25 protein-coding genes and 1 riboswitch are annotated in these 24,741 nt (G+C 42.1%); of the genes, 21 read left to right on the forward strand and 4 right to left on the reverse strand.

The annotated features are described in order from the left end of the window. Nucleotides 1-149: 149 nt before the first annotated feature. Nucleotides 150-1,523, reverse strand: a complete 1,374-nt coding sequence (locus AC4HAJ_RS01265) for an alanine/glycine:cation symporter family protein (RefSeq protein WP_491078336.1) — start codon at nucleotides 1,521-1,523, stop codon at nucleotides 150-152. 117 nt (nucleotides 1,524-1,640) lie between these two features. After that, a riboswitch (glycine riboswitch) is annotated at nucleotides 1,641-1,736 on the reverse strand. A gap of 220 nt (nucleotides 1,737-1,956) precedes the next feature. On the opposite strand from AC4HAJ_RS01265, the gene AC4HAJ_RS01270 reads away from it, so the two are divergent. From AC4HAJ_RS01270 to AC4HAJ_RS01315, 10 genes are all read left to right on the forward strand, one after another. Next, complete coding sequence (locus AC4HAJ_RS01270) at nucleotides 1,957-2,394, forward strand: DUF7679 family protein (protein WP_491078337.1); 438 nt, start codon at nucleotides 1,957-1,959, stop codon at nucleotides 2,392-2,394. 111 nt (nucleotides 2,395-2,505) lie between these two features. Further along, entirely contained in the window at nucleotides 2,506-4,797 is a 2,292-nt protein-coding gene (gene pcrA / locus AC4HAJ_RS01275) for a DNA helicase PcrA (RefSeq protein WP_491078338.1), read from the forward strand. 342 nt (nucleotides 4,798-5,139) lie between these two features. Then, nucleotides 5,140-6,420 (forward strand): O-acetylhomoserine aminocarboxypropyltransferase/cysteine synthase family protein, encoded by a 1,281-nt coding sequence (locus tag AC4HAJ_RS01280; protein ID WP_491078339.1) that lies wholly within the window; start codon nucleotides 5,140-5,142, stop codon nucleotides 6,418-6,420. A 212-nt stretch (nucleotides 6,421-6,632) separates the two neighbouring features. After that, on the forward strand, nucleotides 6,633-7,151 hold the full coding sequence (locus tag AC4HAJ_RS01285; RefSeq protein ID WP_491078340.1) for an adenine phosphoribosyltransferase: 519 nt from the start codon (nucleotides 6,633-6,635) through the stop codon (nucleotides 7,149-7,151). A gap of 117 nt (nucleotides 7,152-7,268) precedes the next feature. Further along, nucleotides 7,269-8,213, forward strand: coding sequence for a homoserine O-acetyltransferase MetA (metA, locus tag AC4HAJ_RS01290; RefSeq protein WP_491078341.1), 945 nt, complete (start codon nucleotides 7,269-7,271; stop codon nucleotides 8,211-8,213). A 72-nt stretch (nucleotides 8,214-8,285) separates the two neighbouring features. Then, nucleotides 8,286-8,969: a DnaD domain-containing protein gene (locus AC4HAJ_RS01295; protein WP_491078342.1), complete on the forward strand. Its 684-nt coding sequence runs from the start codon at nucleotides 8,286-8,288 to the stop codon at nucleotides 8,967-8,969. Nucleotides 8,970-9,087: 118 nt separating this feature from the next. Next, the gene (locus tag AC4HAJ_RS01300) at nucleotides 9,088-9,777 is read left to right on the forward strand and encodes a tRNA (adenine(22)-N(1))-methyltransferase (RefSeq protein WP_491078343.1); all 690 of its coding nucleotides are present in this window, start codon (nucleotides 9,088-9,090) and stop codon (nucleotides 9,775-9,777) included. Next, the gene (locus AC4HAJ_RS01305) at nucleotides 9,764-10,552 is read left to right on the forward strand and encodes a Nif3-like dinuclear metal center hexameric protein (protein ID WP_491078344.1); all 789 of its coding nucleotides are present in this window, start codon (nucleotides 9,764-9,766) and stop codon (nucleotides 10,550-10,552) included. Before AC4HAJ_RS01300 ends, AC4HAJ_RS01305 begins: the two co-directional genes overlap by 14 nt. A gap of 13 nt (nucleotides 10,553-10,565) precedes the next feature. Then, on the forward strand, nucleotides 10,566-11,390 hold the full coding sequence (locus AC4HAJ_RS01310; RefSeq protein WP_491078345.1) for a ZIP family metal transporter: 825 nt from the start codon (nucleotides 10,566-10,568) through the stop codon (nucleotides 11,388-11,390). A 9-nt stretch (nucleotides 11,391-11,399) separates the two neighbouring features. Beyond that, on the forward strand, nucleotides 11,400-12,509 hold the full coding sequence (locus AC4HAJ_RS01315; protein WP_491078346.1) for an NAD(P)/FAD-dependent oxidoreductase: 1,110 nt from the start codon (nucleotides 11,400-11,402) through the stop codon (nucleotides 12,507-12,509). Between the two features lie 212 nt (nucleotides 12,510-12,721). Here the strand turns inward: AC4HAJ_RS01315 and AC4HAJ_RS01320 are convergent, their stop codons facing one another. Beyond that, nucleotides 12,722-12,916 (reverse strand): hypothetical protein, encoded by a 195-nt coding sequence (locus AC4HAJ_RS01320; RefSeq protein WP_491078347.1) that lies wholly within the window; start codon nucleotides 12,914-12,916, stop codon nucleotides 12,722-12,724. Between the two features lie 84 nt (nucleotides 12,917-13,000). Continuing rightward, nucleotides 13,001-14,011, reverse strand: coding sequence for a lactonase family protein (locus AC4HAJ_RS01325; RefSeq protein WP_491078348.1), 1,011 nt, complete (start codon nucleotides 14,009-14,011; stop codon nucleotides 13,001-13,003). A 297-nt stretch (nucleotides 14,012-14,308) separates the two neighbouring features. Here AC4HAJ_RS01325 and AC4HAJ_RS01330 point away from each other — a divergent pair, with 297 nt between their 5' ends. The 4 genes from AC4HAJ_RS01330 (at nucleotide 14,309) to budA (ending at nucleotide 18,037) form a co-directional block, all read left to right on the forward strand. Further along, nucleotides 14,309-14,788, forward strand: a complete 480-nt coding sequence (locus AC4HAJ_RS01330) for an NUDIX hydrolase (RefSeq protein ID WP_491078349.1) — start codon at nucleotides 14,309-14,311, stop codon at nucleotides 14,786-14,788. Between the two features lie 11 nt (nucleotides 14,789-14,799). Beyond that, nucleotides 14,800-15,969, forward strand: coding sequence for an AI-2E family transporter (locus tag AC4HAJ_RS01335; protein WP_491078483.1), 1,170 nt, complete (start codon nucleotides 14,800-14,802; stop codon nucleotides 15,967-15,969). Next, complete coding sequence (locus AC4HAJ_RS01340; RefSeq protein WP_491078350.1) at nucleotides 15,959-17,182, forward strand: tetratricopeptide repeat protein; 1,224 nt, start codon at nucleotides 15,959-15,961, stop codon at nucleotides 17,180-17,182. The genes AC4HAJ_RS01335 and AC4HAJ_RS01340 overlap by 11 nt, the downstream gene beginning before the upstream one ends. A 135-nt stretch (nucleotides 17,183-17,317) precedes the next feature. Further along, nucleotides 17,318-18,037, forward strand: a complete 720-nt coding sequence (gene budA / locus AC4HAJ_RS01345) for an acetolactate decarboxylase (protein ID WP_491078351.1) — start codon at nucleotides 17,318-17,320, stop codon at nucleotides 18,035-18,037. Between the two features lie 65 nt (nucleotides 18,038-18,102). Here budA and AC4HAJ_RS01350 read toward each other — a convergent pair whose 3' ends face one another. Then, nucleotides 18,103-18,549, reverse strand: a complete 447-nt coding sequence (locus tag AC4HAJ_RS01350; protein WP_491078352.1) for a GtrA family protein — start codon at nucleotides 18,547-18,549, stop codon at nucleotides 18,103-18,105. A gap of 149 nt (nucleotides 18,550-18,698) precedes the next feature. Between AC4HAJ_RS01350 and AC4HAJ_RS01355 the strand changes: the two genes are divergently transcribed. The 7 genes from AC4HAJ_RS01355 to AC4HAJ_RS01385 all read left to right on the forward strand — a co-directional run bounded on the left by AC4HAJ_RS01355 (nucleotide 18,699) and on the right by AC4HAJ_RS01385 (nucleotide 24,736). Continuing rightward, the gene (locus AC4HAJ_RS01355; RefSeq protein ID WP_491078353.1) at nucleotides 18,699-19,199 is read left to right on the forward strand and encodes a QueT transporter family protein; all 501 of its coding nucleotides are present in this window, start codon (nucleotides 18,699-18,701) and stop codon (nucleotides 19,197-19,199) included. Between the two features lie 155 nt (nucleotides 19,200-19,354). After that, nucleotides 19,355-21,313: an NAD-dependent DNA ligase LigA gene (gene ligA / locus AC4HAJ_RS01360; protein WP_491078354.1), complete on the forward strand. Its 1,959-nt coding sequence runs from the start codon at nucleotides 19,355-19,357 to the stop codon at nucleotides 21,311-21,313. Nucleotides 21,314-21,512: 199 nt separating this feature from the next. Next, a complete protein-coding gene (locus AC4HAJ_RS01365; RefSeq protein ID WP_491078355.1) occupies nucleotides 21,513-22,559 on the forward strand; it encodes a diacylglycerol kinase in 1,047 nt (348 codons plus the stop codon). Nucleotides 22,560-22,729: 170 nt separating this feature from the next. After that, nucleotides 22,730-22,936 (forward strand): F0F1 ATP synthase subunit C, encoded by a 207-nt coding sequence (locus AC4HAJ_RS01370; protein WP_002997972.1) that lies wholly within the window; start codon nucleotides 22,730-22,732, stop codon nucleotides 22,934-22,936. A gap of 35 nt (nucleotides 22,937-22,971) precedes the next feature. After that, nucleotides 22,972-23,685 carry a F0F1 ATP synthase subunit A gene (atpB, locus tag AC4HAJ_RS01375; RefSeq protein WP_491078356.1) on the forward strand — a complete coding sequence of 238 codons (714 nt, stop codon included), beginning with the start codon at nucleotides 22,972-22,974 and terminating at the stop codon, nucleotides 23,683-23,685. Between the two features lie 17 nt (nucleotides 23,686-23,702). Further along, nucleotides 23,703-24,200: a F0F1 ATP synthase subunit B gene (gene atpF / locus AC4HAJ_RS01380; RefSeq protein WP_491078357.1), complete on the forward strand. Its 498-nt coding sequence runs from the start codon at nucleotides 23,703-23,705 to the stop codon at nucleotides 24,198-24,200. After that, entirely contained in the window at nucleotides 24,200-24,736 is a 537-nt protein-coding gene (locus tag AC4HAJ_RS01385; protein WP_491078358.1) for a F0F1 ATP synthase subunit delta, read from the forward strand. Before atpF ends, AC4HAJ_RS01385 begins: the two co-directional genes overlap by 1 nt. Nucleotides 24,737-24,741 lie beyond the last annotated feature (5 nt).

The raw sequence follows: 24,741 nt of genomic DNA on the forward strand, positions 1-24,741 counted from the left end.
TATACATTCCTATCTTCTTTTATTTGCGAAAAGAAAAGGAGCTAGGACCTAGCTCCTTTCGCTTGACACTATGTATAAATTAGAGATGTCATTATTGTATAAAAAGTTATTTGACCTGTCAAATTGCTTTGAAAGTAGTCAAGTAGCGCTTAGTTTTGCTTATGGCTAAAGTATCGCTTGGTTTCTTTAATGATAATGGGCGATAAAATTAGAAGGGCAATCAGATTAGGAATGGCCATGAGTCCATTGACAATATCAGCAATCTTCCAGATGATTGCAAGTTTGAGATAGCCTCCTAGTGCCACCATGATAACAAAAATGATGCGATAGCTGGCGATAGCCTTGGTGCCAAAGACAAATTCTATACAGCGCTCACCATAGTAAGACCAGCCTAGGATAGTGGTAAAGGCAAATAGGGCTAGTGACAAGGTCAAGACAATGACTCCAAGCTCACCAAAGACAGAACCAAAGGCAGTCTGAGTTACAGTAGCACCTTCAAGTCCCTTGACTGCCCATTTACCGGTGACAAGGATAGAGAGCCCGGTCAAGGTACAGATGATTAGGGTATCGATGAAGGTACCTGTCATGGAGATAAGCCCCTGCTCTACAGGTTCATTAGTTTTAGCGGCAGCAGCTGCAATAGGGGCAGAACCCAGACCAGATTCATTGGAGAAGACACCGCGTGCCACCCCAAGCCTGATAGCTCCCATGACAGTAGCTCCAGCAAAACCTCCTGTGGCAGCAGCAGGGGTGAAGGCTGATTTTAAGACCAGCCAGATAGTTGGGAGAATGTTTTGGTAGTTGACAGCTAGGATGCTGATAGCGGCCAGAATATATAAAGCAGCCATAAAAGGAACGATCTTCTCTGCTACCTTGGAGATGGATTGAATCCCCCCAAATACGATAGCGGCTACTAGCACGGCAATGAGAGGACTAATGATTTTTGGTGACCATTGGAAACTGCTCTCCAATGAGCTGGTAATAGAGTTAACCTGTGAAAAGGTACCAATCCCAAGGAGGGCGACGAGGATACCTGCTAAGGCAAAGAAATAGGCTAGAGGTTTGGCAAGGGGTTTTAATCGTCCAGTAATACCATTGCTGATGTAATACATGGGTCCACCAGATACCTGACCATTAGCATCCTTGGTACGATACTTGATAGCTAAGACACCTTCGGCATATTTGGTAGCCATTCCAAAGAAGGCGGCCATCCACATCCAGAAGAGTGCCCCTGGTCCCCCGGTTCCAATAGCGGTTGCGACCCCTACGATATTACCGGTTCCGACGGTTGCAGCTAGGGCAGTAGCTAGGGCTCCAAAACTGGAGATGTCACCTTCCCCTTTGTCCTCGGCAAAAATGAGCTTAAAGGCCCTGGGGAGGTGGATCATCTGTAGCAAGCCCAGACGCAGGGTCAAGTAGATCCCTGTTCCCACCAAGAGGATGAGAAGAGGGGGACCCCAGACATAGTTATCGTTAATGTCAGTCAGCAGTTTAAGCCAGTCGATCGTTAGTAAGACAGACATAAAAATCCTTTCTTTAATCCGAACGATCGTCTGGAGAGCAAAAAAAGTCCAGATATAGCATCTGGACTTCTGGATGGTAGAAAAACATAGCTTCTAAATTTAAAGTTAGAAGACTATGATTATTTTTCTGTCCTTTTGCCTGAGAGATTGAGCAGCCAAGCCACCTTGCCCCTTCGGCGTTCCCCTAGTGGGAAGCTCTCCAGAAGTCCGTCCATCATCAGTCATATCTAGTCTACTAGAACCTGAGAGTATTACTCCTTCGGTGAAAGACATAGTCTTTGCTCTCCTGACGATTTCATTCGGTTTATTTATAATAAGTCTGTTAAAAATCATATCACAAGTGAGATTGTGCGTCAACCTAGATTTCAGTAATGTTACTAGACTTTTATAACTGTCCTGTGATATAATCGCAAGTGTTTTAAGGGGAGAGAATATGTCGAGGCGTAAGAAAATTTTTTATGTTAAGGTGGAGTTCTTGGATGGTGAGCGATGGAACTACCAGCTGCCATCAGATCTGCAAAAGCCGATGAGGCTTTATTTTCATGAGCATCCAGATAGCTGGAAACTTTTGCTGAGAGGTGCTCTTATCAATGTTCCTGTTGAGAAATACTCTAGCAGCAACCACTATCAGCCCTTGATTCGTTTGGCTCGTGTTAGACAGGTCTATTATCGCTATGAAGAGCAGTACTGGCGTACTCGAGGCCAGTTTTTAACTCGAGAAAATTGGCAAAAATCAGGTGTGTCTCACTTTTGGCAGAGCGTCCGTTTTTTACGGCATGACTTCAAATCTTGTAGTAAATGGCAGATTACAGTTGATTATGCTAAGTGGCGCTGGCTCCTTCGTAAAAACGGCCCAGATCAATTTTATTAATCTATTTATGCAGCTGATGGAGTCAGCTGCTTTTTAGGTCTATTGACTGGGTTGGGATTTTGATTGAGATTTGTGGTATAATTTTAAGGCAAAATTGATAAGGAGAAGCGAATGAATCCACTATTGACAGGCATGAATGACCGCCAAAAAGAAGCGGTCAAAACAACCCAAGGCCCTCTATTGATCATGGCGGGTGCTGGATCGGGTAAGACACGTGTGCTTACCCATCGCATTGCTTATCTCATCGACGAAAAAATGGTCAACCCTTGGAATATTCTAGCTATCACATTTACTAACAAGGCGGCACGTGAGATGCGTGAGCGGGCTATGCAACTCAATGAAGCAACTCAAGAGACCTTGATTGCCACCTTTCACTCCATGTGTGTACGCATTTTACGGCGGGACGCTGATCATATCGGATACAATCGAAATTTTACGATTGTTGACCCTGGGGAGCAGCGTACCTTGATGAAGCGTGTTCTCAAAGATCTCAATATTGATAGCAAAAAATGGAATGAGCGTGCGATTTTAGCCACTATCTCTAATGCTAAAAATGATTTGATCGATGAGGTTGCTTATGAACAGCAGGCAGGTGATATGTATACGCAGATTGTCGCCAAATGCTATAAGCTCTATCAAGAAGAACTGCGTCGCAGTGAGGCGATGGATTTTGATGATTTGATTATGCTAACCCTTCGGCTTTTCGATCAAAATCCAGATGTTTTAGCCTATTATCAGCAGCGTTATCAATATATTCATGTCGATGAGTATCAAGATACCAATCATGCTCAATATCAGCTGGTCAAGCTCTTGGCATCACGCTTTAAAAATATCTGTGTAGTTGGTGACGCTGACCAATCTATTTATGGTTGGCGTGGGGCTGATATGCAGAATATCTTGGATTTTGAAAAGGACTATCCTGAGGCCAAAGTTGTCTTACTTGAGGAAAATTATCGATCGACTAAAAAAATCCTGCAAGCCGCTAATGATGTCATCAATCATAACCGCAATCGCCGTCCCAAAGAGCTTTGGACTCAAAATGCTGATGGGGAGGAAATCGTTTATTATAGAGCCAATGATGAACGTGATGAGGCTGTTTTCGTTGCATCGACCATTGATGAATTGGTTCGTGAGCAATCTCGAGATTTTAAGGATTTTGCTGTCTTGTACCGCACTAATGCTCAATCACGTACCATCGAGGAAGCTCTCCTTAAATCTAATATTCCCTATACCATGGTAGGGGGGACTAAATTCTATAGTCGTAAAGAAATCCGAGATGTTATAGCTTATCTCAATGTGATTGCAAATCCCCAAGATAATATCAGCTATGAGCGTATTATCAATGAGCCCAAGCGTGGTGTTGGTCCAGGAACTGTTGAGAAAATTAGAGATTTTGCTAACTTACAGGGGATGAGTCTGCTAGAAGCTTGTGAGCAAGTCATGCTGTCCAGCATTAAAGGAAAGGCTGTTCAAGCTGTCTGGGACCTCGCTAATACGCTTTTGGCTCTGCGATCAGATCTCGATGCTTATACCATCACAGAGCTTGTGGAAGCTGTATTGGATAAGACAGGCTATATGGAAGCTCTTAATCTGCAAAATACTCTTGAGAGCCAGGCACGTATTGAGAATATCGAGGAATTCTTATCTGTGACCAAAAATTTTGATGGTGATAACGATGAGGCACCTGAGGGTGAATCGGGACTCGATAAACTCAGTCGTTTTCTTAATGATCTAGCTTTGATTGCAGATACTGATGATGGAGATGCTGAATCAGCTGAGGTGACTCTCATGACCCTGCATGCCGCCAAGGGATTGGAGTTCCCTGTTGTTTTTCTAATTGGTATGGAGGAGAATGTCTTTCCTTTGAGTCGAGCAGCCGAAGATCCAGATGAGTTGGAGGAAGAGCGGCGTCTGGCCTATGTTGGGATTACGAGGGCAGAAGAAATTCTCTATCTGACCAATGCTAATAGTCGTACTCTCTTTGGGAAATCTAGTTATAATCAGCCAACTCGCTTTATCAAGGAAATTTCAGAGGAGCTTTTAGCATACAAGGGCTTGGCTCGGCCCGTCAATACCTCTTTTGTGGCTAGTTATAGTGACAGCAGCGAAACGAAGTTTGGTCAAGGGATGAGTTTGGCTCAGGCCCTGCAAGCCAGAAAAGCGCAGGCAGCTCCTAGATCTGTTGTTAAAGCTCGTTCGGGAGGCCTTCCAGTGCAGTCAGCAGGTCCTGATCAACCGTCTGTTGATTGGCAAATTGGTGATATTGCCCACCATCGTAAGTGGGGAGACGGTACGGTATTAGAAGTGTCTGGCTCTGGTAAGGCTCAGGAGCTCAAAATCAATTTTCCAGAGGTCGGCCTTAAAAAAGTTTTAGCCAGTGTGGCACCGATTGAGAAGAAGTAGCTGGAGCCTGAGACAAGAGTCCAGACTCGTTAATATTATTCCAGATTTAACTAGAACGACGCAGTGGTTGGGAGCAAGACTTGCCGGCTTAGTCTTACCCCTGCACAGCTCATTAGGTGCTTTAGCACCAATGAATTACTGCAGCCCAAAAATAGGAAAGCGAGGTCAATCAAAACCGTGATTTTCTCACGGTTTATTGATTTTTCTCCCACTCTCATATCTGGTCTGTAATTGATAAAGGATGTATAGCTGAAAGCTATACATCCTTTATTTAGTTAGCTATTAGCCAATAAAAAGTTTTAGGTGTAAAATAAACCTAATGATATTTATGGAGGAATGATTATGACAAGAGACTATTCATTTGAAACCCTGCAGCTACACGCCGGTCAAACAGTCGATCCAACGACTAAATCACGTGCCCTGCCGATTTACCAAACCACATCCTATGTTTTTAACGATTCGCAGGATGCTGAGGATTCTTTTGCTCTGCGGACAGAAGGCAATATCTATACGCGGATTACCAATCCAACGACTGCCGTTCTTGAAGAGCGCATGGCAGCTTTAGAAGGCGGTGTCGGTGCTTTGGCGACGGCTTCTGGCATGGCAGCCATTACTTATACGGCTCTTGCTTTAGCGCATGCTGGGGACCACATTGTATCAGCAACGACTGTGTACGGCGGTACCTTTAACTTACTCAAAGAAACCCTGCCGCGCTATGGAATTACGACCAGCTTTGTCGATGTAGCTGATTTTGCCGCTATCGAAGCCGCTGTTAAGGACAACACCAAGTTTATTTTAGCTGAGACGCTGGGAAATCCCTTAGGGAATGTTGCAGATCTTGAAAAACTTTCAGAGATTGCCCATCGCCATAATATTCCTTTGGTTGTTGACAATACCTTTGCCACCCCTTATCTCATCGATGTTTTCTCTTACGGTGTTGATATCGCTGTGCATTCGGCCACTAAGTTTATTGGCGGTCACGGCACCTCTATCGGCGGTGTGATTGTGGACTCAGGAAAATTTGACTGGGAAAAATCCGGCAAATTCCCGCAATTTGTCGAGGAAGATCCATCTTACCATAATCTCAGCTATACCCGTGATATTGGGGCAGCAGCCTTTATTACAGCAGTTCGTACACAATTGCTGCGTGATACCGGTGCCTGTCTCTCCCCTTTCAATGCCTTTCTTTTGACACAAGGGCTGGAGACTTTGTCTCTGCGAGTGGAACGCCATGTTGAAAATGCCAAGAAAATTGCAGCATATCTGGAAAATCATCCTAAAGTGACTAAGGTTAACTACGCTAGTCTCCCATCTAGTCCTTACTACGAATTGGCGCAAAAATATCTGCCTAAGGGCGCCAGCTCCATCTTTACCTTCAATGTTGCAGGAGGAGCAGAAGCTGCTCGTAAGGTGATTGACAGCTTAGCCATTTTTTCAGATCTTGCCAATGTCGCTGATGCTAAGTCTCTTGTAGTGCATCCGGCGACTACAACTCACGGTCAGATGAGTCCAGAAGACCTTCGTGTCTGCGGTATTGAACCTAACCAAATTCGTGTGTCTATCGGATTGGAAAACGTCAATGATTTGATTGGTGATTTGGATCAAGCATTGGAGCAAATCTGATTAGAGCTATTTAATGATAGAAGCTAGGGGATAGTCATGATTTTTTCTTTGAAGATATTTTAGGCCGGCTCACTTGGGTCGGTCCGATTGATGACTCATTTCGGATAACTGCTAGCGTTTTATGATTCAAGATAATTTTAAATCTTTTATGGCAATTTGTGCTATAATGAAATGTAAAACATTTTTGGCCAAGTGCTATAGAAAGTGATGTTATGGATTTAACAAAGTATATTGCCTCTATTGAGAACTACCCTAAAGAAGGAATTACCTTTCGTGATATTTCACCCTTGATGGCTGATGGTAATGCTTACAGTTATGCCATTCGAGAGATCGTTCAGTATGCTACTGATAAGAAAATTGATATGATTGTCGGCCCTGAAGCGCGTGGTTTCATCGTTGGCTGTCCTGTTGCTTTTGAATTAGGTATTGGCTTTGCGCCTGTTCGTAAGCCGGGTAAATTACCACGTGAGGTTATTTCTGCAGACTATGAAAAGGAGTATGGCATCGATACTTTGACCATGCATGCAGATGCCATTAAGCCTGGTCAGCGTGTCCTGATTGTTGATGATCTTTTGGCGACAGGCGGTACGGTTAAGGCAACGATAGAGATGATTGAGCGCCTGGGTGGGATTGTCGCAGGTTGTGCCTTCTTAATTGAGCTAGATGGTCTCAACGGGCGTAAGGCTATTGAAGGCTACGATAGTAAGATTTTGATGAACTTTCCGGGTTGATTGCGTTTGATAGGCTTATAGTTTTGTCCTATAACTCTATCAAGAAAACAGGTATTTGAAAAGCTTATCCCCATGTCCTATAATAGGTTAGACTATCATAGAACGGGGGATATTTTGATGCCGATTACTTTAGATAAAAAATTACCAGCGGTTGATGCGTTAAAAAAAGAAAATATCTTCGTTATGGATGATAAGCGAGCAGACACTCAAGAAATTCGTCCTATCAAGGTTTTGATCGTGAATCTTATGCCGACTAAGGAAGTGACGGAAGCACAGCTCTTGAGGTATCTATCCAACACTCCCTTGCAATTAAAGTTAGACTTCATCCATATGGCGACGCATGCGTCTAAAAATACTAAACTGGAGCATCTTGAGACATTTTACAAGACTTTTGAGGATATTCAGGATAATTATTATGACGGATTGATCATTACTGGGGCTCCAGTCGAAACTTTGCCTTTTGAGCAGGTAGACTATTGGTCAGAGTTGACTCAGATTTTTGAATGGAAAAAGACGCATGTTTATTCGACCCTACATCTTTGTTGGGGAGCTCAAGCTGGTTTGTATTACCATTACGGTGTTGATAAGGTGAAGATGTCCCATAAGTTATCTGGGATCTATCAGCAAGAGGTTACAGAGCCTTTATCCCCCCTGATGAGAGGTTTTGATGATCAATTTTTAGCGCCTCATTCTCGTCATACGGATATTTTAGAATCGGATGTACGAAATAAAACGAATTTGCAGATCTTGGCTAAGGGTGAGCAGGTTGGTCTATCAATTTTAGCTAGTCGGGATTTGCGGGAGATCTATAGCTTTGGCCATCTGGAGTATGATCGTGATACCTTAAAAAAGGAATACGATCGTGATTTAGCTGCTGGGAAGCATCCCAGTCTTCCTGAAAATTACTTTCCTGAGGATAATCCTCAACAAACGCCTATGTTACGCTGGAGTTTGGTGGCGACGACATTCTTTTCAAACTGGTTGAATTACGGTGTGTATCAGGAAACCCCTTATCATTTAGAAGATTTGGCCTTATCAACCGCAAATTTTGGATGTTTATAATGATGGACTAGTTAGAGAGCTTGACTCAGACCTTTTTGAGTCTGTCTAGCTAGTTTCTAGCAGAGAGGATATATGAGCTATTTAGAGAATTTTCAATCAGGTAATCTAGTCTTACCCAGTGCCCTATTGTTTCACTATAAAGATATTTTTTCTAGCAGCGATGATTATCTGGTTTGGCTGTTTTTCTATCTTCAAAATACTACTAATATTGAAGATATGCCATCCAGTCGTATAGCAGAGGCACTGGGAAAAACTGTGGCAGAGGTCAATTCTGCTATTACCAATCTAACTGGTCAAGAATTATTGGTGATGAAAACCATTGAGTTGGATGGTGAAACGGATATTATTTTTGATGCAAGCCCTGCTTTAAAACGCTTGGATGACTTGTTGGCAGATGATAAAGGATCACTAGTTCAGACTAAGCCAGCTCTAGATGCCAATGAATTTCAGCTTTTATTAGATGACTTTGAAAAATCTGGCTGGATGCTGACACCGTTTGAGCTTGAAGACCTGCAAAAATATGTACGGGAAGATGAGATCAGTCCAGATCTTATCCGAGAAGCTCTAAAAGAAAGTGTATTTAATAGTAAACGTAATTGGAAATATCTTACGGCTATTTTGAGGCGCTGGCGCCAAGATGGTATTACTACGGTGCGTCAAATCGAAGAGCGGCGCCAGGAGAGAAATCAGTCTAATCCAAACAAGGTTCAGGTATCGGATGATTTCTTAAATGCTATGAATCTTTGGAGCGAATAGGCTGACAGAGCCTTTAGCTCATCTTTTTGGGCAGTCAAACAGTTCGTTTCTGCTGGTTAGTGCTAGCTTAACTTGCTTGGTCCCAATTAGGGGGCTTTTTTGGTATAATGAAATTATTATGGAAACGATATTATCACAACGTCTGCGCGATGTTGCAGCTTTTATTCCTAAAGGGAGTATATTACTAGATGTTGGCAGTGACCATGCTTATCTGCCTCTTTTTGCTCTGCAAAAGGGTTTGATTGACTGGGCGATTGCTAGTGAAGTAGCTAAAGGGCCCTATCAGGCTGCTTTAGCTAATATTACTCAGTATGGCTTTAGAGAATCTATAGAAGTTCGGTTAGCGGATGGCTTGAGAGCCTTTGATCCTAGTGATAGTGTTGATGTGATTAGCATCTGTGGAATGGGGGGGCGCCTGATCGCTGATATTTTAGAACAGGGACAGGATAAGCTAGACTGCATTCAGCGCTTGATTCTTCAACCTAACAATTGCGAAGATGATTTGAGGCGGTGGCTGAGCCAACATGGTTTTTCTCTAGTAGCGGAGAAAATCATGACTGAAAATGATAAATTTTATGAGATCTTGGTTGCTGAGCATGGGAGAATGGAGCTCTCGGAAAAAGAATTACGCTTTGGGCCTTTTTTATGGCAGGAGCAGTCCTTCGTTTTTACGAGGCGTTGGCAAAGAGAGCTAAACAAGTTGGAGCTAGCTCTAGGGAAGGTTCCTGAAACTAATCCAGAGGCAAGGCAAGTTATTAAGACCAAGATAGCTATGATTAAGGAGGTTCTTTCAGGTGAAAGCGCGTGATTTTATTGCTGCTTATGAGGCTTATTGTCCCCAGGAATTGTCCATGGAAGGAGATATTTCGGGTCTTCAAATTGGCAGTTTAGATAAGGATATTGATAGGGTTATGGTGACCTTAGATGTTCGTGAAGCTACTGTAGCTGAGGCCATCGACAAGGGAGTAGACTTAATTATTACCAAGCATGCTCCGATTTTTAAACCTTTAAAAAATTTAGTCAGCACGCCTCAAAGCGATGGACTTTTAGATCTGGTTAAACATGATATTGCGGTCTATGTCAGCCATACCAATATTGATATTGTTCCTGATGGGCTAAATGATTGGTTCTGTGACTTGTTAGATATTAAGGATACTAAGCCTTTACATGCTACTCAAGAGGGTTATGGTATTGGGCGTATTGGATCCATATCTCCCATGAGTTTAGAGGATCTCTCGACCAGGGTTAAGTCTGTTTTTGGTCTTGATAGTGTGCGTTTGGTGCGCTATGACGGGGCAAATCCTCAAATTGAGCGAGTTGCTATTTGTGGCGGTAGCGGTCAAAGTTTCTATCCAGATGCTCTAGCTAAGGAAGCTGATGTTTTGATTACAGGGGATATTTATTATCATACTGCTCAGGATATGCTGACTCAGGGTTTATATGCCATTGATCCAGGTCATCATATTGAAGCACTTTTTATTGAAAAATTGATTGAAAAAATGACTGAGTGGAAGTTATCTTATAACTGGCAGGTTGACCTGATAGCTAGTCAGTCTTCGACTAATCCATTCAGTTATCTCTAGAAAGAGGATTATAATGACGTGGATTTTATCACAAAATGTTGTTTTACTAGCTCTGTTAGCTGGTTTATTTACTTGGGGCTGTACGATATTGGGAGCAGCAATTGTCTTTTTCTTTAAGCATATTAGCCGTCGTTTGCTTGATACAATGATGGGATTTGCAGCAGGTGTCATGATAGCTGCCTCATTTTGGTCCTTATTAGAGCCTTCTATTAGCTATTCCCAGAAGGATTATGGTATTTGGTCTTGGATTCCAGCAGCTGTTGGTTTTTTAGCAGGAGGCTTGATGCTTCGTTTGATCGATGCCCTGGTTCCTCATTTGCATTTAGATAAGGATGATATCAGTCAAGCAGAAGGTCTCAAACCGCAGAAGAAGCTGTCTAAGACGACGCTGTTATTTCTAGCTATCACTATTCATAACTTTCCTGAAGGATTAGCAGTAGGTGTAACCTTTGGTGCCTTAGCAGGTGGTCATCTAGGGCAAGCTGCTCTGATGGGAGCTATTGGTTTAGCCATCGGTATTGGACTTCAGAATATCCCAGAAGGTGCTGCCTTGTCTATTCCTATTAGGGCGGATGGGCAGTCTCGTATGCGGGCCTTCTATCTAGGCTCTATGTCTGCTATTGTGGAGCCTATTGGTGCTGTCTTGGGTGCTGGTCTTGTGGTATTGATGATGCCCATTTTGCCTTATGCCTTGTCTTTTGCGGCAGGTGCCATGATCTTTGTGGTTGTTGAGGAGCTGATTCCTGAATCTCAGGGCAATGGTAATACAGATATTGCAACACTGGGACTTATGCTGGGATTTGTTATCATGATGGTAATGGACGTTGCGCTAGGATAGGAGCGAAAAATGCGAGTAGCTGTTGTGGGAGCAGGTATAGTTGGAGCTACTGCTGCCTATTATTTGTCAAAGGAAAAGGATCTGGACATCACCGTCTATGATCATGGCTATGGACAGGCAACCAAGGCTGCTGCTGGAATTATTAGTCCTTGGTTTTCTAAGCGTCGTAATCAGACTTGGTACCGTCTAGCTAGGATGGGAGCGGACTTTTACCAGACACTGATCAGTGATTTAGAGAATGATGGTTATGCTACAGACTTTTATCAACAAACAGGTGTTTATCTGATCAAAAAACGTGAGGATAGGCTTGAGGAGTTGTATGATCTAGCTAGGGAGCGGCGCCGGGAATCTCCTCTCATTGGTGAGCTGTCGCTAAAAATGCGCTCAGAAGTTGAGCAAGAGTTTCCAGGATTAACCGGATTTGAAAAATTACTATACGCTTCTGGTGGGGCACGTGTTGAGGGCGCTGAACTGACCCAGACTCTTCTACAAGCTAGTAAGAGTCCAGTAGTTCATAAAAAGGTAGATCTTACAGTTTTATCAGACGGCTATCAGATTGATGGTCAGTGCTATGATCGTATTATTCTAGCGGTTGGTGCTTGGTTGCCCGATATGCTAGTACCTTTGGGATATCAGGTGGATATTCAGCCGCAAAAGGGTCAACTCAGTGATTATTATTTTAATGAGTTAGAGAGTGATCAATTACCAGTGGTGATGCCAGATGGCGAAATTGATATTATTCCTTTTAGAGGTGGTAAGATCTCTGTTGGGGCGAGTCATGAAAATGATCGTGGCTATGATCTTAGTTTGGATTTAGAGGTTTTAGAATCTTTGGAAAATCAAGCCAAGGGATTCTTTCCAGCTTTAGATCAAGCAGATAAGGTCAGTTCTCGTGTCGGAATTAGGGCTTATACTCCTGATTTTTTACCCGTTTACGGCCCGGTTCCTGGTCTTGAAGGTGTGTTTGCTGCCAGTGGATTAGGTTCCTCTGGCTTGACTGTCGGTCCTCTTATGGCTAAGGAATTGGTAGAAGTCCTGATAAATAGACCAGGTCTACTGAATTTAAGGGATTACCCTATTGGTGACTATATTAAAAGAGAGGGGGATAGAAATCCATAGATTGTGATTTTAGCACGGTTTATGGATTGTCCCCCCTCTCTTAATTTTTAGGATCAGGTAGAGCTCCCACACCAGAGCTACCACGTGCACAGTCCTTAAACAGTCCAGTGGATTGTTTAAGGGGGCGCCTGAAAATGAGGCTGGCTTTGCCTAGCCGATAAAATGGACTAAATAAATAGGGCTGGGAACTTATATCCCAGCCTTATTTGTACCTATTTTTTTGAGAATAGTCCTTTGATACTATCTAGGATACCACTTGCTCCCTGAGCATTGGTCAGTAGGTCCTGTGCTTGTTCAAAGTAATTTCCCAGATTATCTTTGTTATCATTGATAAAATCTTGTGCAGCTGAGAAATCCTTCTTAGCGATCATCTCTTTTACTTGATCAAATAATTCTAATGGATTCATTGTTTTCTCTCTTCCTATTGTGATAATGCTATTAAATCATACTTATGCCAAATGAGATATTAAAATGCTTGCAATACTTTGAGGCTAGCCCTGTATAATACAGACTCCTTCTGGGACTGTGAAGTCATGGCTGATTTCCTCGAGGCGCCCTGTATCAGCATGACGCTTGAAGACCGTGACATTATCACTGTCTTGGTGGGTGACAATGAGATATTTCTCATCGTCAGTTAGGCAGAAATCTCTGGGAATTTGGCCATGGGTTGGAATGACTTCTAGTAGGTGGATATAGCCGTCTAGAGCAAACTTGAAAATAGCAATGGAGTTATGGCCGCGATTTGAGACGTAAATGTAGCGGCCATCTTTTGTTGTTTCTATAGCGGCTGCAGCATTATCTCCTAGATAGTCTTCTGGTAGGCAAGAAATTGTTTGGAAAATTTCAATGTCACCACAACCTTGGTACAAAATATTATGAATGGTTGAATCTAGTTCATTGACGACAAAGATGTGTTTAAAAATAGCGTGATAAGCTAGATGACGTGGTCCTGAACCAGACGGAAGCGCCAAGGACTGAATCTTGGTCAGCTCTTTAAGGTTCTTACTCAGTTTGTAAGTTGTTAGGTGATCAGTTCCTAGATTGCAAGTGATGATATAGCGATCCGGCGTCAATCCAATGAAGTGGATTCTGGAGTGTTCTTGATCAGGATGAGGGCCTTGCCCTTTTTCTTTGATACGATGAAGAAGATGCAAGTGTCCATCATCTAACAGTTGGTAAATCAGTCCCTCGCCGGTATGGTAATTAGCTGTCATAATGAGATTTTGCTTGTTATCGACACTAATATGACAAGGAGCAGGTCCAGTTTCGAGGGCTTGGGTTGAGAGGTCCAAGTTATCATTAAGCACACGAATGCCTCCTTGCCCCTGTTCATTAGCGACTGTAACTAACTGGTGATTTTTAGTAAAGGCTAGGTAGGTAGGGTTGGTCTGTTTAGATAGAAGCTCGAGATTGGATAATTCTCCAGTAGCAGGATCAAAATCCGCCCGATAAATTCCTTGAGAGAGGCGTTTAGTATAACTACCAAAATAGAGATGTACCATGGTTACTCCTTTTATATCCAGTTGCTTGTCAGAGAGTAGATTTCTAGCTTGATTAGGGGATAAAATACTTCTGATGAGGAGGGTTCTTCATGATAAAAATTATAGCATGTTTTGTGAGATTCGCCAGACTATGACTGGTGAAAAATCATAGTTGAGATCTGTCAATCTAGTCAAAAAAGACAAGAAAGATACGTTTTTAAATAGATTGTTTTGGTTATTTAAATAAAGTTATTTAACTTAACCGAAACCGGTAAATTTTTGCTAGAATAGATGGCAAAGCTATAGAAGGAAAGTTAAATGACCAAACAAGCTACAATCTGCTATATTGATAATGGAAAAGAGCTCTTGCTCATGTTGCGTAACAAAAAGCCAAATGATGTCCATATGGGTAAGTGGATCTCTGTTGGAGGGAAGCTGGAAGCTGGAGAAACACCAGAAGAATGCGCTATTCGGGAGATCTATGAGGAAACGCATCTACGGGTCAGACAAATGGATTTTAGGGGGATGGTAACCTTTCCTGAGTTTACACCTGGGCATGATTGGTATACCTATGTCTTTAAGGTGACTGCGTTTGAAGGCGAGTTGATTTCAGACCAGGACTCCCGAGAAGGAACCTTGGCATGGGTCCCCTATGATCAAGTCTTATCTAAACCAACCTGGCAGGGGGATTATGAACTCTTTAAGTGGATTCTTGAAGATAGTCCTTTCTTCTCGGCTAAGTTTAGCTATGATAAGACTGGGAAGTTGGTCGATAAGCAAGTCACATTTTATGAATGATGGGAGCCATGATGCATAAAAAAAATACAAATTTTACAGATAGCTGGTTTTACAAATGGGTACTAGATAATCGTTTTGTCAGTGCTATGGTTATCAGCTTTTTAACTTTTTTAACCCTTTATCTTTTGACTCGTATTGGGTTTATCTTTTTTGCCATTGCTGGCTTTATTGCGGTTTTACTGCTGCCAATGGTGATCTCGATTCTTTTTTATTACTTGCTGAAACCTTTGGTCCTTTTAGTAGAAAAATATTGCCATGTCAATCGTACCATAGCTATCAGCTTGATTTATTTGATATTTGCAGCCCTCTTGGTATGGGGAGGTGCTAATCTTTTTCCCATGTTGCAAGAGCAGATGATGTCTTTTGTGAAAAATCTTCCTGACTATATTCAAAGCATGGAGAAGCAGATGACTAAGATTCTAGAAAATGAGCGTCTCGAGCCTATGCGTCCTCAACTAGAAGAGTGGATCAATAACTCCAGCAGCAAGGCTGTTGACTATGCTGAAAATTTCTCAAAAAACTTTATTTCTTGGGCTGGTGATTTTGCTAGTGCGGTGACTAGGGTAGCAGTTGCTATCATCATGACCCCTTTTATTGTTTTTTACCTCTTAAGAGACAGTGATAAGTTAAAGGGAAATATTTTGAAGATTGTTCCAGTTGCCTGGCGCACTCCAGTGTCTCGTGTGCTCAGTGATATTAATAGTCAGTGGCAGGGGTTTGTACAGGGACAGGTAGTGGTTGCTATAATTGTTGGTATTATGTTTGCCATTCTTTTTTCCATTATCGGTTTACCTTATGCAGTGACCTTGGGGATAGTAGCAGGTGTGCTCAATATGATTCCCTATTTAGGAAGTTTCTTGGCTATGATCCCGGTCGTTATTTTAGCTTTGGTAAATGGTCCCTGGATGCTTGCCAAGGTAGCCATTGTCTTTACCATTGAACAGACTATTGAGGGACGGTTTGTATCGCCTTTGGTTCTTGGCAGTAAGTTGAGTATCCATCCGATTATGATTTTATTTATCCTCCTAGCTTCTGGATCTGTCTTTGGTGTTTGGGGTGTCCTGCTAGGTATCCCTGTCTATGCTTCCGTTCGAGTTGTTATCAAGGAAATCTTTGACTGGTACCGTGAATTTAGTGGGCTTTATCAGGAAGAAAGTGAGGGGGAATCTCATGCTGAATAGTGAAAAGATGATTGCTTCTCTGGATCAACAAGATCTAGGGAGAGCCAATAAGTATTTTAAACGTGCGCTTTTAGAAGATGATTCAGATACGCTCTTATCATTAGCACAGTACTTAGAAAGCATCGGTTTTTTTCCTCAGGCTAAAGAAATCTATCTCAAAGAGCGTTTTGATTTTCCGGAAGTTAATATCAATCTGGCTCAAATTGCTGCTGAAGATGGTGATATTGAGGAGGCTTTTTCTTATCTGGATACTATTAAGCCAGAGGATGAGTCCTATGTACCATCTCTATTAGTCATGGCTGACCTCTATGATATGGAAGGTTTGACGGATGTGGCACGTGAAAAGCTTTTAGTAGCGAGTCAGATTAGCCAAGATCCCTTAATTATTTTTGGTTTAGCTGAGTTAGATAGCCAATTAGGTAATTTTGAGGAGGCTATCCAGGCTTATGCCAGACTTGATAATCGGGAAATTCTCATCACTACTGGTGTGTCCACTTATCAGCGGATTGGATTGTGCTATGCTAGTATGGGTAAATTTGAAGCGGCCGTAGAGTTTCTAGAAAAGGCGGTTGAAATTGAATACGATGATGCTACTGTCTTTGAGCTAGCGACTATTTTGTACGATCAAGGAGAGTACCAAAAGGCTAATCTTCACTTTAAACAGCTAGATACTATGAATCCTGATTTTGAAGGCTATGAATACATTTACGCCCTATCCTTACATGAAGAGCATCAGATTGATGATGCCTTGAAGTTGGTTCAACAAGGGTTGTCCAAAAATCAATATGACAGTCAGCTCTTGCTTTTAGCATCACAATTATCTTATGAAAATCATGATGCTAAAATGGCTGAGTTTTACCTGCTCAGTGCTAAGGATCTGGCAGAGGATGCTGAAGAGGTCCTTTTACGCTTGAGTACGCTTTATTTGGATGATGAACGCTATGAAGACGTAGTAGCTTTGGACCAAGAAGACATCGATAACGCTTTAACCAAGTGGAACATCGCTAAGGCTTATCAAGCATTGGAAGATGAAAGGGCTATCGAGGCCTACAATAGTCTGTCAGAAGATCTTAAGGATAACCCAGAATTCTTATATGATTATGCCTTTCTTCTTAGGGAGTACGGTTACGGGGAGCGTTCACGCTTGATTGCCGAGCGTTATATGACTATAGTTCCTGATGATATGACCATATTGGATCTTTTAGATCAGTGAAAATTTAGGACAAGAGTGGGGTGAGCATCACTAGTTCTAGGCATATGACTTTATCATTTGCCTAGCTTAAGGCTGATGATGAGACATAGCATAAAGTTATGTGCTTTACTGTGACAAGAAGGAGGAGGTTGAGCTGTGGCAGATGTGATCAAATTGTTTCAGTATAATACGTTGGGTGCTTTGATGGCAGGCTTATACGATGGCTCTATGACTATTGGGGAGCTGCTTGAACATGGTGATTTAGGAATTGGTACCCTAGATTCTATCGATGGGGAGTTGATTGTATTAGATGGGAAAGCTTATCAAGCTAAAGGATCAGGAGAGGTCCCAGAAATTGTTGAGGTCCCTCTGGAGGCTAAGGTTCCTTATGCTGCTGTTGTCCCTCATCAAGCGGAAGTTATCTTTCGACAACGTTTTGAGATGACAGACCGTGAGCTAGAGGAGCGTATCGAGTCTTACTATGATGGGGTTAATCTTTTTCGTTCCATTAAAATAACTGGTACCTTTAAGCAGATGCATGTTCGCATGATCCCCAAAGCTAAGAGAGGGGAGCGTTTTGCTGAAGTTGCCACCATGCAACCAGAGTACCGCAGGGAAAATGTTAAGGGGACTATTGTAGGCCTGTGGACTCCTGAAATGTTTCATGGTGTGAGTGTGGCAGGCTATCATTTACATTTTTTATCGGATGACCATACTTTTGGTGGGCATGTCATGGATTTTATCATTTCAGATGGCAGTGTCGAGGTTGGACCTGTTGATCAGCTGGATCAGCGCTTTCCTGTTCAAGATCGTCAATATCTCTTTGCTAAGCTCAATGTGGATCAATTAAAAGATGATATTAACAAAGCGGAGTAAATCATTGATCATAAAAGGGGGAGGATTTTAATCCTCCCCCTTTTATGATGTTTAAGTGCCACATTTTATTTGTTATCGTGAAAAACAAATAGTTTGCTAAAGATATAGTTGAGCACGATAATGAGGACCTGGCTGATCAGTCCGACGATAAGGTCTACGATACGCAGATTGTCATTGACAAATTGTCCGATGATATGAGGAAAACGAGTGACAAAAATGTAAGTCATACCAAAGTCCAAGACCATGGTCACTAACCTAGCAGGGATAAACTTCATAAAGCGTTTATGCCAACCTTGTCGTTTTTGGTTGAAGACCCAAATGTCATTGGTCACGAAAGCGAAGATAATGGCAATGACATTAGCAACAGGTGTTGCGACTAGGGGATGCCCTGTGAGGAATAGGGTAGTAGCACGACTGATCAGGTAAACTAAGGTTGTTAGTCCTCCGAAAAAGAGGTATTTCAGAATTTCGTTGTTCCAGCAAAAAAGAATGAGTGATTTAATCTGTTTCATAGCTCTAGTCTAACACAAAATGCTGGTACAAACTAGGTAAAAACAAGTTCCATTATTTTTAGAGTAGCTTGTGCTATACTAGTGGAGCTGTATGATTAGAGCTTGATACCATTATTGCGATCAAGTGGATTAAAGGAGGCAAAGGATTTATGACATTTACAGTGCGTGATATTGTTCAAATTTCTATTGTGACGGCTCTTTACTTTATATTGACGGCTTTTCCGCCTTTTAATGCCATCAGCTATGGTGTTTATCAGTTCCGCCTTTCGGAAATGCTGAATTTCTTGGCTTTTTATAAGCCAAAATATATTATCGCCGTGACACTCGGTTGTGCCTTGGCAAATTTATATAGTTTTACCTCGATAGATGTTCTTGTGGGAAGTGCTCAAACCTTTATTTTTGTTAGTCTGGGTGTTGTCTTGTTTAAAAAGTATATGGATCAGACTATTCTTGGTTACAACAAGGCTTTTTTCTGGTTTAGTCTCTGGTTTTCATTCAGTATGTTTGTCATTGCCGCTGAATTGGCAGTTGTTGGCAAAGGACCATTTTTCATAACTTGGCTGACAACAGGTATTGGTGAATTAGTGTCTCTTTTGGTTGGTGGTGCTATTATTAGTCTTTTGGCTAAACGTATTGATTTGACCAAATAAAATCTGCAAAAAAAGAGATGATGGATAGGAATAGGAAATAGTTGTATCCGAATTAAGAAAGGAAAGGTCACAGATCGTTAAGTCTATAACGGTTTATAGTGTCTTCCTTTCTTTTTTTGCTTAACAAGCCTATGGTGACATGCTATAATACACTTATGGAAAACCGTATCAAAGAATTGGTAGCTCAGCTCAATCGCTATGCTAATGACTATTATACGCATGATAATCCCAGTATTTCTGATGCCCAGTATGATAAGCTCTATAGAGAGCTTGTAGACTTAGAAAGGGATTATCCAGAACTAATACAGCCTGATAGTCCTACGCATCGTGTCGGTGGTGTGGTGCTGGAAGGCTTTGAAAAATATACTCATGAATACCCTCTGTTTTCTTTGCAGGATGCTTTTTCACGTGAGGAGCTGGACGAGTTTGATCGCCGGATTAAGGCAGAATTTCCCAGTGCCTCTTATCTGGCTGAATTGAAAATTGATGGGCTCTCTATTTCTCTGACTTATCGTGAGGGGCGCTTGGAGATTGGTGCGACACGTGGAGATGGGACCGTTGGTGAAAACATTACAGAAAACCTCAAACGGATCAAGGATATCCCTTTGATACTGCCTAATCAAGAGAGTTTGACGGTTAGAGGAGAGGCCTATTTACCACGAGTTTCTTTTCAAGCGATTAATGCTAAACGTCAAGAAGAGGGGTTAGAGGAGTTTGCTAATCCTCGAAATGCTGCAGCGGGCACATTGAGGCAGCTAGATACTAGGGTTGTTGCTGAGCGGCAGCTGGCTACCTTTATTTATCAAGAGGCAGGAGAAACTCAGTTTAGTACTCAAGCTGATGTTTTAGAAGGCTTTGAAAAACTGGGATTTGTGGTCAATCCCCGTCGGATAGTAACCAGCTCTATGGATGTTATCTGGGACTTTATTCAGGATGTTCAGGCAGAGCGTGACCAGCTGGGCTATGATATCGATGGGATTGTAATCAAGGTTAATAGCTTAGCTATGCAGGAAGAGCTTGGTATGACAGCTAAGGCTCCACGCTGGGCTATTGCCTATAAGTTTCCAGCAGAGGAAAAAGAAGCACAAATACTATCTGTTGACTGGACAGTAGGACGGACTGGAGTGGTCACTCCGACGGCTAATCTGACACCAGTGCAATTAGCTGGAACGATGGTCAGTCGTGCGACTCTGCACAATGTTGATTATATCGCTGACAAGGATATCCGTATCGGAGACACAGTGATTGTCTATAAGGCTGGGGATATTATTCCAGCGGTTTTAAATGTCCTTATGGAAAAGCGTAGGGACCAAGAGCCCATGTGTATTCCAGAGCATTGCCCGTCTTGCCATAGCGAGTTAGTCCACTATGAAGATGAGGTGGCTCTACGCTGTGTGAATCCTCGCTGTCCTGCCCAGATCAGAGAAAAATTAATTCACTTTGCTAGTCGAGATGCTATGAATATCACAGGACTTGGTCCGTCTAATATTGATAAGGTTTATAAAGCTGGATTGGTAGAGGACGTAGCTGATCTCTATCAGGTCAGTCAGGAGCAATTCTTAAGTTTGGAAGGCTTCCAAAAAAAATCAGCTCAAAAACTCTATCAAGCGATTGCAGCTTCTAAGGCAAATTCTGCTGATAAGTTACTGTTTGGATTGGGGATCCGTCATGTTGGAGCCAAGGCCAGCCAGTTACTTATGGAGCATTTTGGCAGTTTGGATGCCTTGATAGCAGCAGATCCTGAAGAAGTTGCTGCTATTGATAATCTGGGTCAGTCTATCGCAAAGTCGCTCAAGGACTATTTTGCTACCCAAGGTGGGATTGAGTTGGTTGAGGAGCTGCGTCAGGCGGGATTGAACTTTAACTACCAAGGTTTTCGGGTGGCAGCAGATGCTGTCTTATCCAATCAGACGGTTGTTTTGACTGGTAAATTGAGTAGTTTGTCCAGAAAAGAAGCGAAGGAAAAATTAGAAAGACTGGGAGCAAAAGTTACTTCATCAGTCTCTAAAAAAACAGATCTGGTCGTTGCTGGTGAGGATGCTGGCTCCAAGTTGGCTAAGGCTCAAGAATTAGGAATTACCATTCATGATGAAGCCTGGCTACTAGAACTGTAATCGTATAAAAATATACTTCATAGCCCCACCGAGTTTGCTTGTTGAGTGGCTGGTATCTTATTTCAATGATATCTGGGGCTATTGCTAATGATGAGGAGAAAATCTCTTAGTCATTATAAATTTTCGACAGTCTTTTATCTTTCTATTAGGATTTTGATAGGTAGATTGTCTTTTGTTTACCTTAGGTTAGGAGAAAACTATGGCGCAAAAACGTGCACGTCTGATTTATAATCCGACATCAGGCCAGGAAATTATGAAGAAAAATGTTGCTCAGGTCTTGGATATTCTGGAGGGATTTGGGTATGAGACGTCTGCTTTCCAGACAACACCTGAGCCAGATTCGGCCAAAAATGAAGCTAAACGTGCGGCTCAAGCAGATTTTGATTTGGTCATCGCAGCAGGTGGTGATGGCACCATTAATGAAGTTGTCAACGGTATTGCTCCTTTGGATAAGCGACCACAGATGGCTATCATTCCGACAGGAACAACTAATGATCTTGCACGTGCCCTAAAAATTCCTCGTGGGAAGCCTGTTGAGGCCGCTAAGTTGATTGGAAAGAATCAAACGATCCAGATGGATATTGGCCGTGCTCAGGATGATGTTTATTTTATTAATATTGCTGCAGCTGGAACCTTAACAGAGCTGACCTACAGTGTCCCTAGCCAGCTTAAGACCATGATTGGCTATCTTGCTTACTTGGTCAAGGGGGTTGAGTTACTGCCGCGTGTGAGTACAGCTCCCGTGAGGATTACGCATGACCAAGGTGTCTTCGAAGGGGATGCTTCTATGATCTTTGCGGCCATTACCAATTCAGTAGGTGGCTTTGAGACGATTGCGCCGGATGCTAAGTTGGATGACGGCATGTTTACTCTGATCATTGTAAAAACAGCTAATCTATTTGCCATTACGCATCTGGCTAGCAAATTGATCCAGGGCGGCAAACATATTGATGATCCTCGTATTGAATATATCAAGACGAGCAAGATACATATCGAGCCCCTGACGGATAAGCGTATGATGATCAATCTGGACGGTGAGTATGGAGGCGATGCGCCAATCACTCTTGAAAATCTCAAGAATCATATTGAATTTTTTGCAGACACGGATGAAATCTCAGATGATGCAATGGTTCTAGATACAGAGGATTTAGCTATGGAGGCGATCGCCCAAAAATTTTCTCATGAAGTTGATGAGTTAGAGGACTTTCCAGATGAGGAAAAAACAAGTGAAACTGACCGTATGTGATAGAGCATTAAAGGGATAGTGAGATAACTCGCTATCCCTTTAAACGGTAAAAGAGTAGGAATGGTCAAACTGTTTTCAGAAAAATGAGCTATTACTTTTGAAACCGTTGACTTTCTTATTGAATAGGTCTAGAATTAGTGGGTAAAAAATTTTAAAGGAGTATTTTTACTATGCATTTAACTGTTTTAGCACTCGGCCTTGCCGTTATGGGTGTATCAATCGGTGAAGGTATCTTGGTTGCCAATATTGCTAAGGCAGCCGCTCGCCAACCAGAAATGTTCAGCAAACTTCGTTCATTGATGTTTATCGGGGTTGCCTTTATTGAAGGTACCTTCTTCGTTCTCTTTGGTTTAAGCTTCGTAGTAGCTAACCTGTAGGATAATGAACATAGTAGAAGAAGGAGGGATAAGGTTTGGAAACACAAACTAATCCAAGTGTATCTATTTTCGGTATCAAATTTGATTTGACCATTTTAGCCATCTCTCTTTTGACAGTCCTTATTGTGTTTTTATTCGTTTTTTGGTCTAGTCGTAAAATGTCAATCAGACCTAAGGGGAAGCAAAATGTTTTGGAATACCTCTATGAATTTGTAAATGGTACCATTTCAGATAATTTAGGGGGCTATACAAAAAATTATGGTCTTTTACTCTTTGTTGTTTTTACGTTTGTCTTTACGGCTAATAATATCGGCCTTTTGACCGCTATTAAGACGGAGAAATATAATTTGTGGACCTCGCCAACTTCTAATTTTGGTGTCACCCTTACACTCTCTTTATTGATAGCTTTGGTTTGCCATGTTGAAGGGATTCGCAAGAAGGGAGTAGGCGGTTACCTAAAAGGTTTCCTCAGTCCCTATCCTGCCATGTTACCAATGAACATTCTTGAACAACTTACCAATGTTGCTTCCTTAGCCTTGCGACTTTTCGGGAATATCTATTCTGGTGAGGTGCTTACAGGTCTTATTTTAAAACTAGCTACACTGTCAATCTTTGCATGGCCTATAGCATTTGCCATCAATATTCTCTGGGTTGCCTTTTCAGCTTTTATTGGTGCTATCCAGGCTTATGTCTTTATTATTTTGAGTTCTAATTACATCGGTGATAAAGTCAATGCCGAAGAAGAATAAGGAAAGAGAGGTAAAATATGTCTATACTGTTTAATAGTACGACGCTCGGTAATATTATCATTACGACAGGTTCAGTTTTAGTCCTCTACTGGTTGATTCGCAAATTTGCCTGGAAGCAGCTTACTGGAATCTTCGAGGAGCGGGCTCAAAAGATTAACAATGACATTGATGAAGCTGAAAATGCTCGTAAGCAGGCAGAAGAGTTGGCCCAAAAGCGTCAGGTTGAACTGAATGCTGCTAAGGATGATGCCGCAAAAATTATTGACGATGCTAAAGAAACTGGTCATGTGCAAAGTCAAAAGATCATTGCAGATGCTCACGTTGATGTGAGCCGTATGAAAGAAAAAGCTGAGCAAGATATCGCGCAATCACAGGCAGAAGCTCTTTCAAGTGTGAAGGGTGATGTAGCTGACTTAACGATCTTGCTAGCTGAAAAGGTTATTGCTAAAAACCTTGATCAATCAGCTCAGTCCGATCTGATTGACAACTATCTTGATCAACTAGGAGATGCCTAATGGATCGTAATACGCAAGCTGTCATTGAACAGTATGCTGATGGCCTGGTTCAGGTTGCTATTGACAATGATCAGATAGCAGAGATTCAAGAGGAAGTTTCCAGCCTTCTTGCTGTCAGTCAGGAGACTGGACTTGTTGAGTATCTGTCCAGCCTTGCAATCAGCCACAGCGATAAAGAAAAACTCATTGAAGTGCTGCAAGAGCAGGCTTCTCGGTATGTGAAGAATTTTCTTGCAGTCATTTTACAGAATGAACGTGAAGGTTTGCTAGAGTATATGTTCCAAGCAGTTTTGGACAAGCTCACTCACCTAACATGTAATTTTGATTTGACCGTGACAACAGCGGTGACTCTTACAGATAACCAGCGACAGGGCTTGCTTGCTCTTGGCAATCGCAAGTTTGGTATCCAAGCGAAGTCACTGGTGGAAAAGCTTGATGCTAGAATTATTGGTGGTTTTATACTTGAAGCTAATCATCAGACGATCGATACTAGTATTCGAAGTCAATTACAACAATTAAAAAATAATCTTAAATAGAAAGT

This window comes from Streptococcus sp. ALY_211, assembly GCF_058314555.1.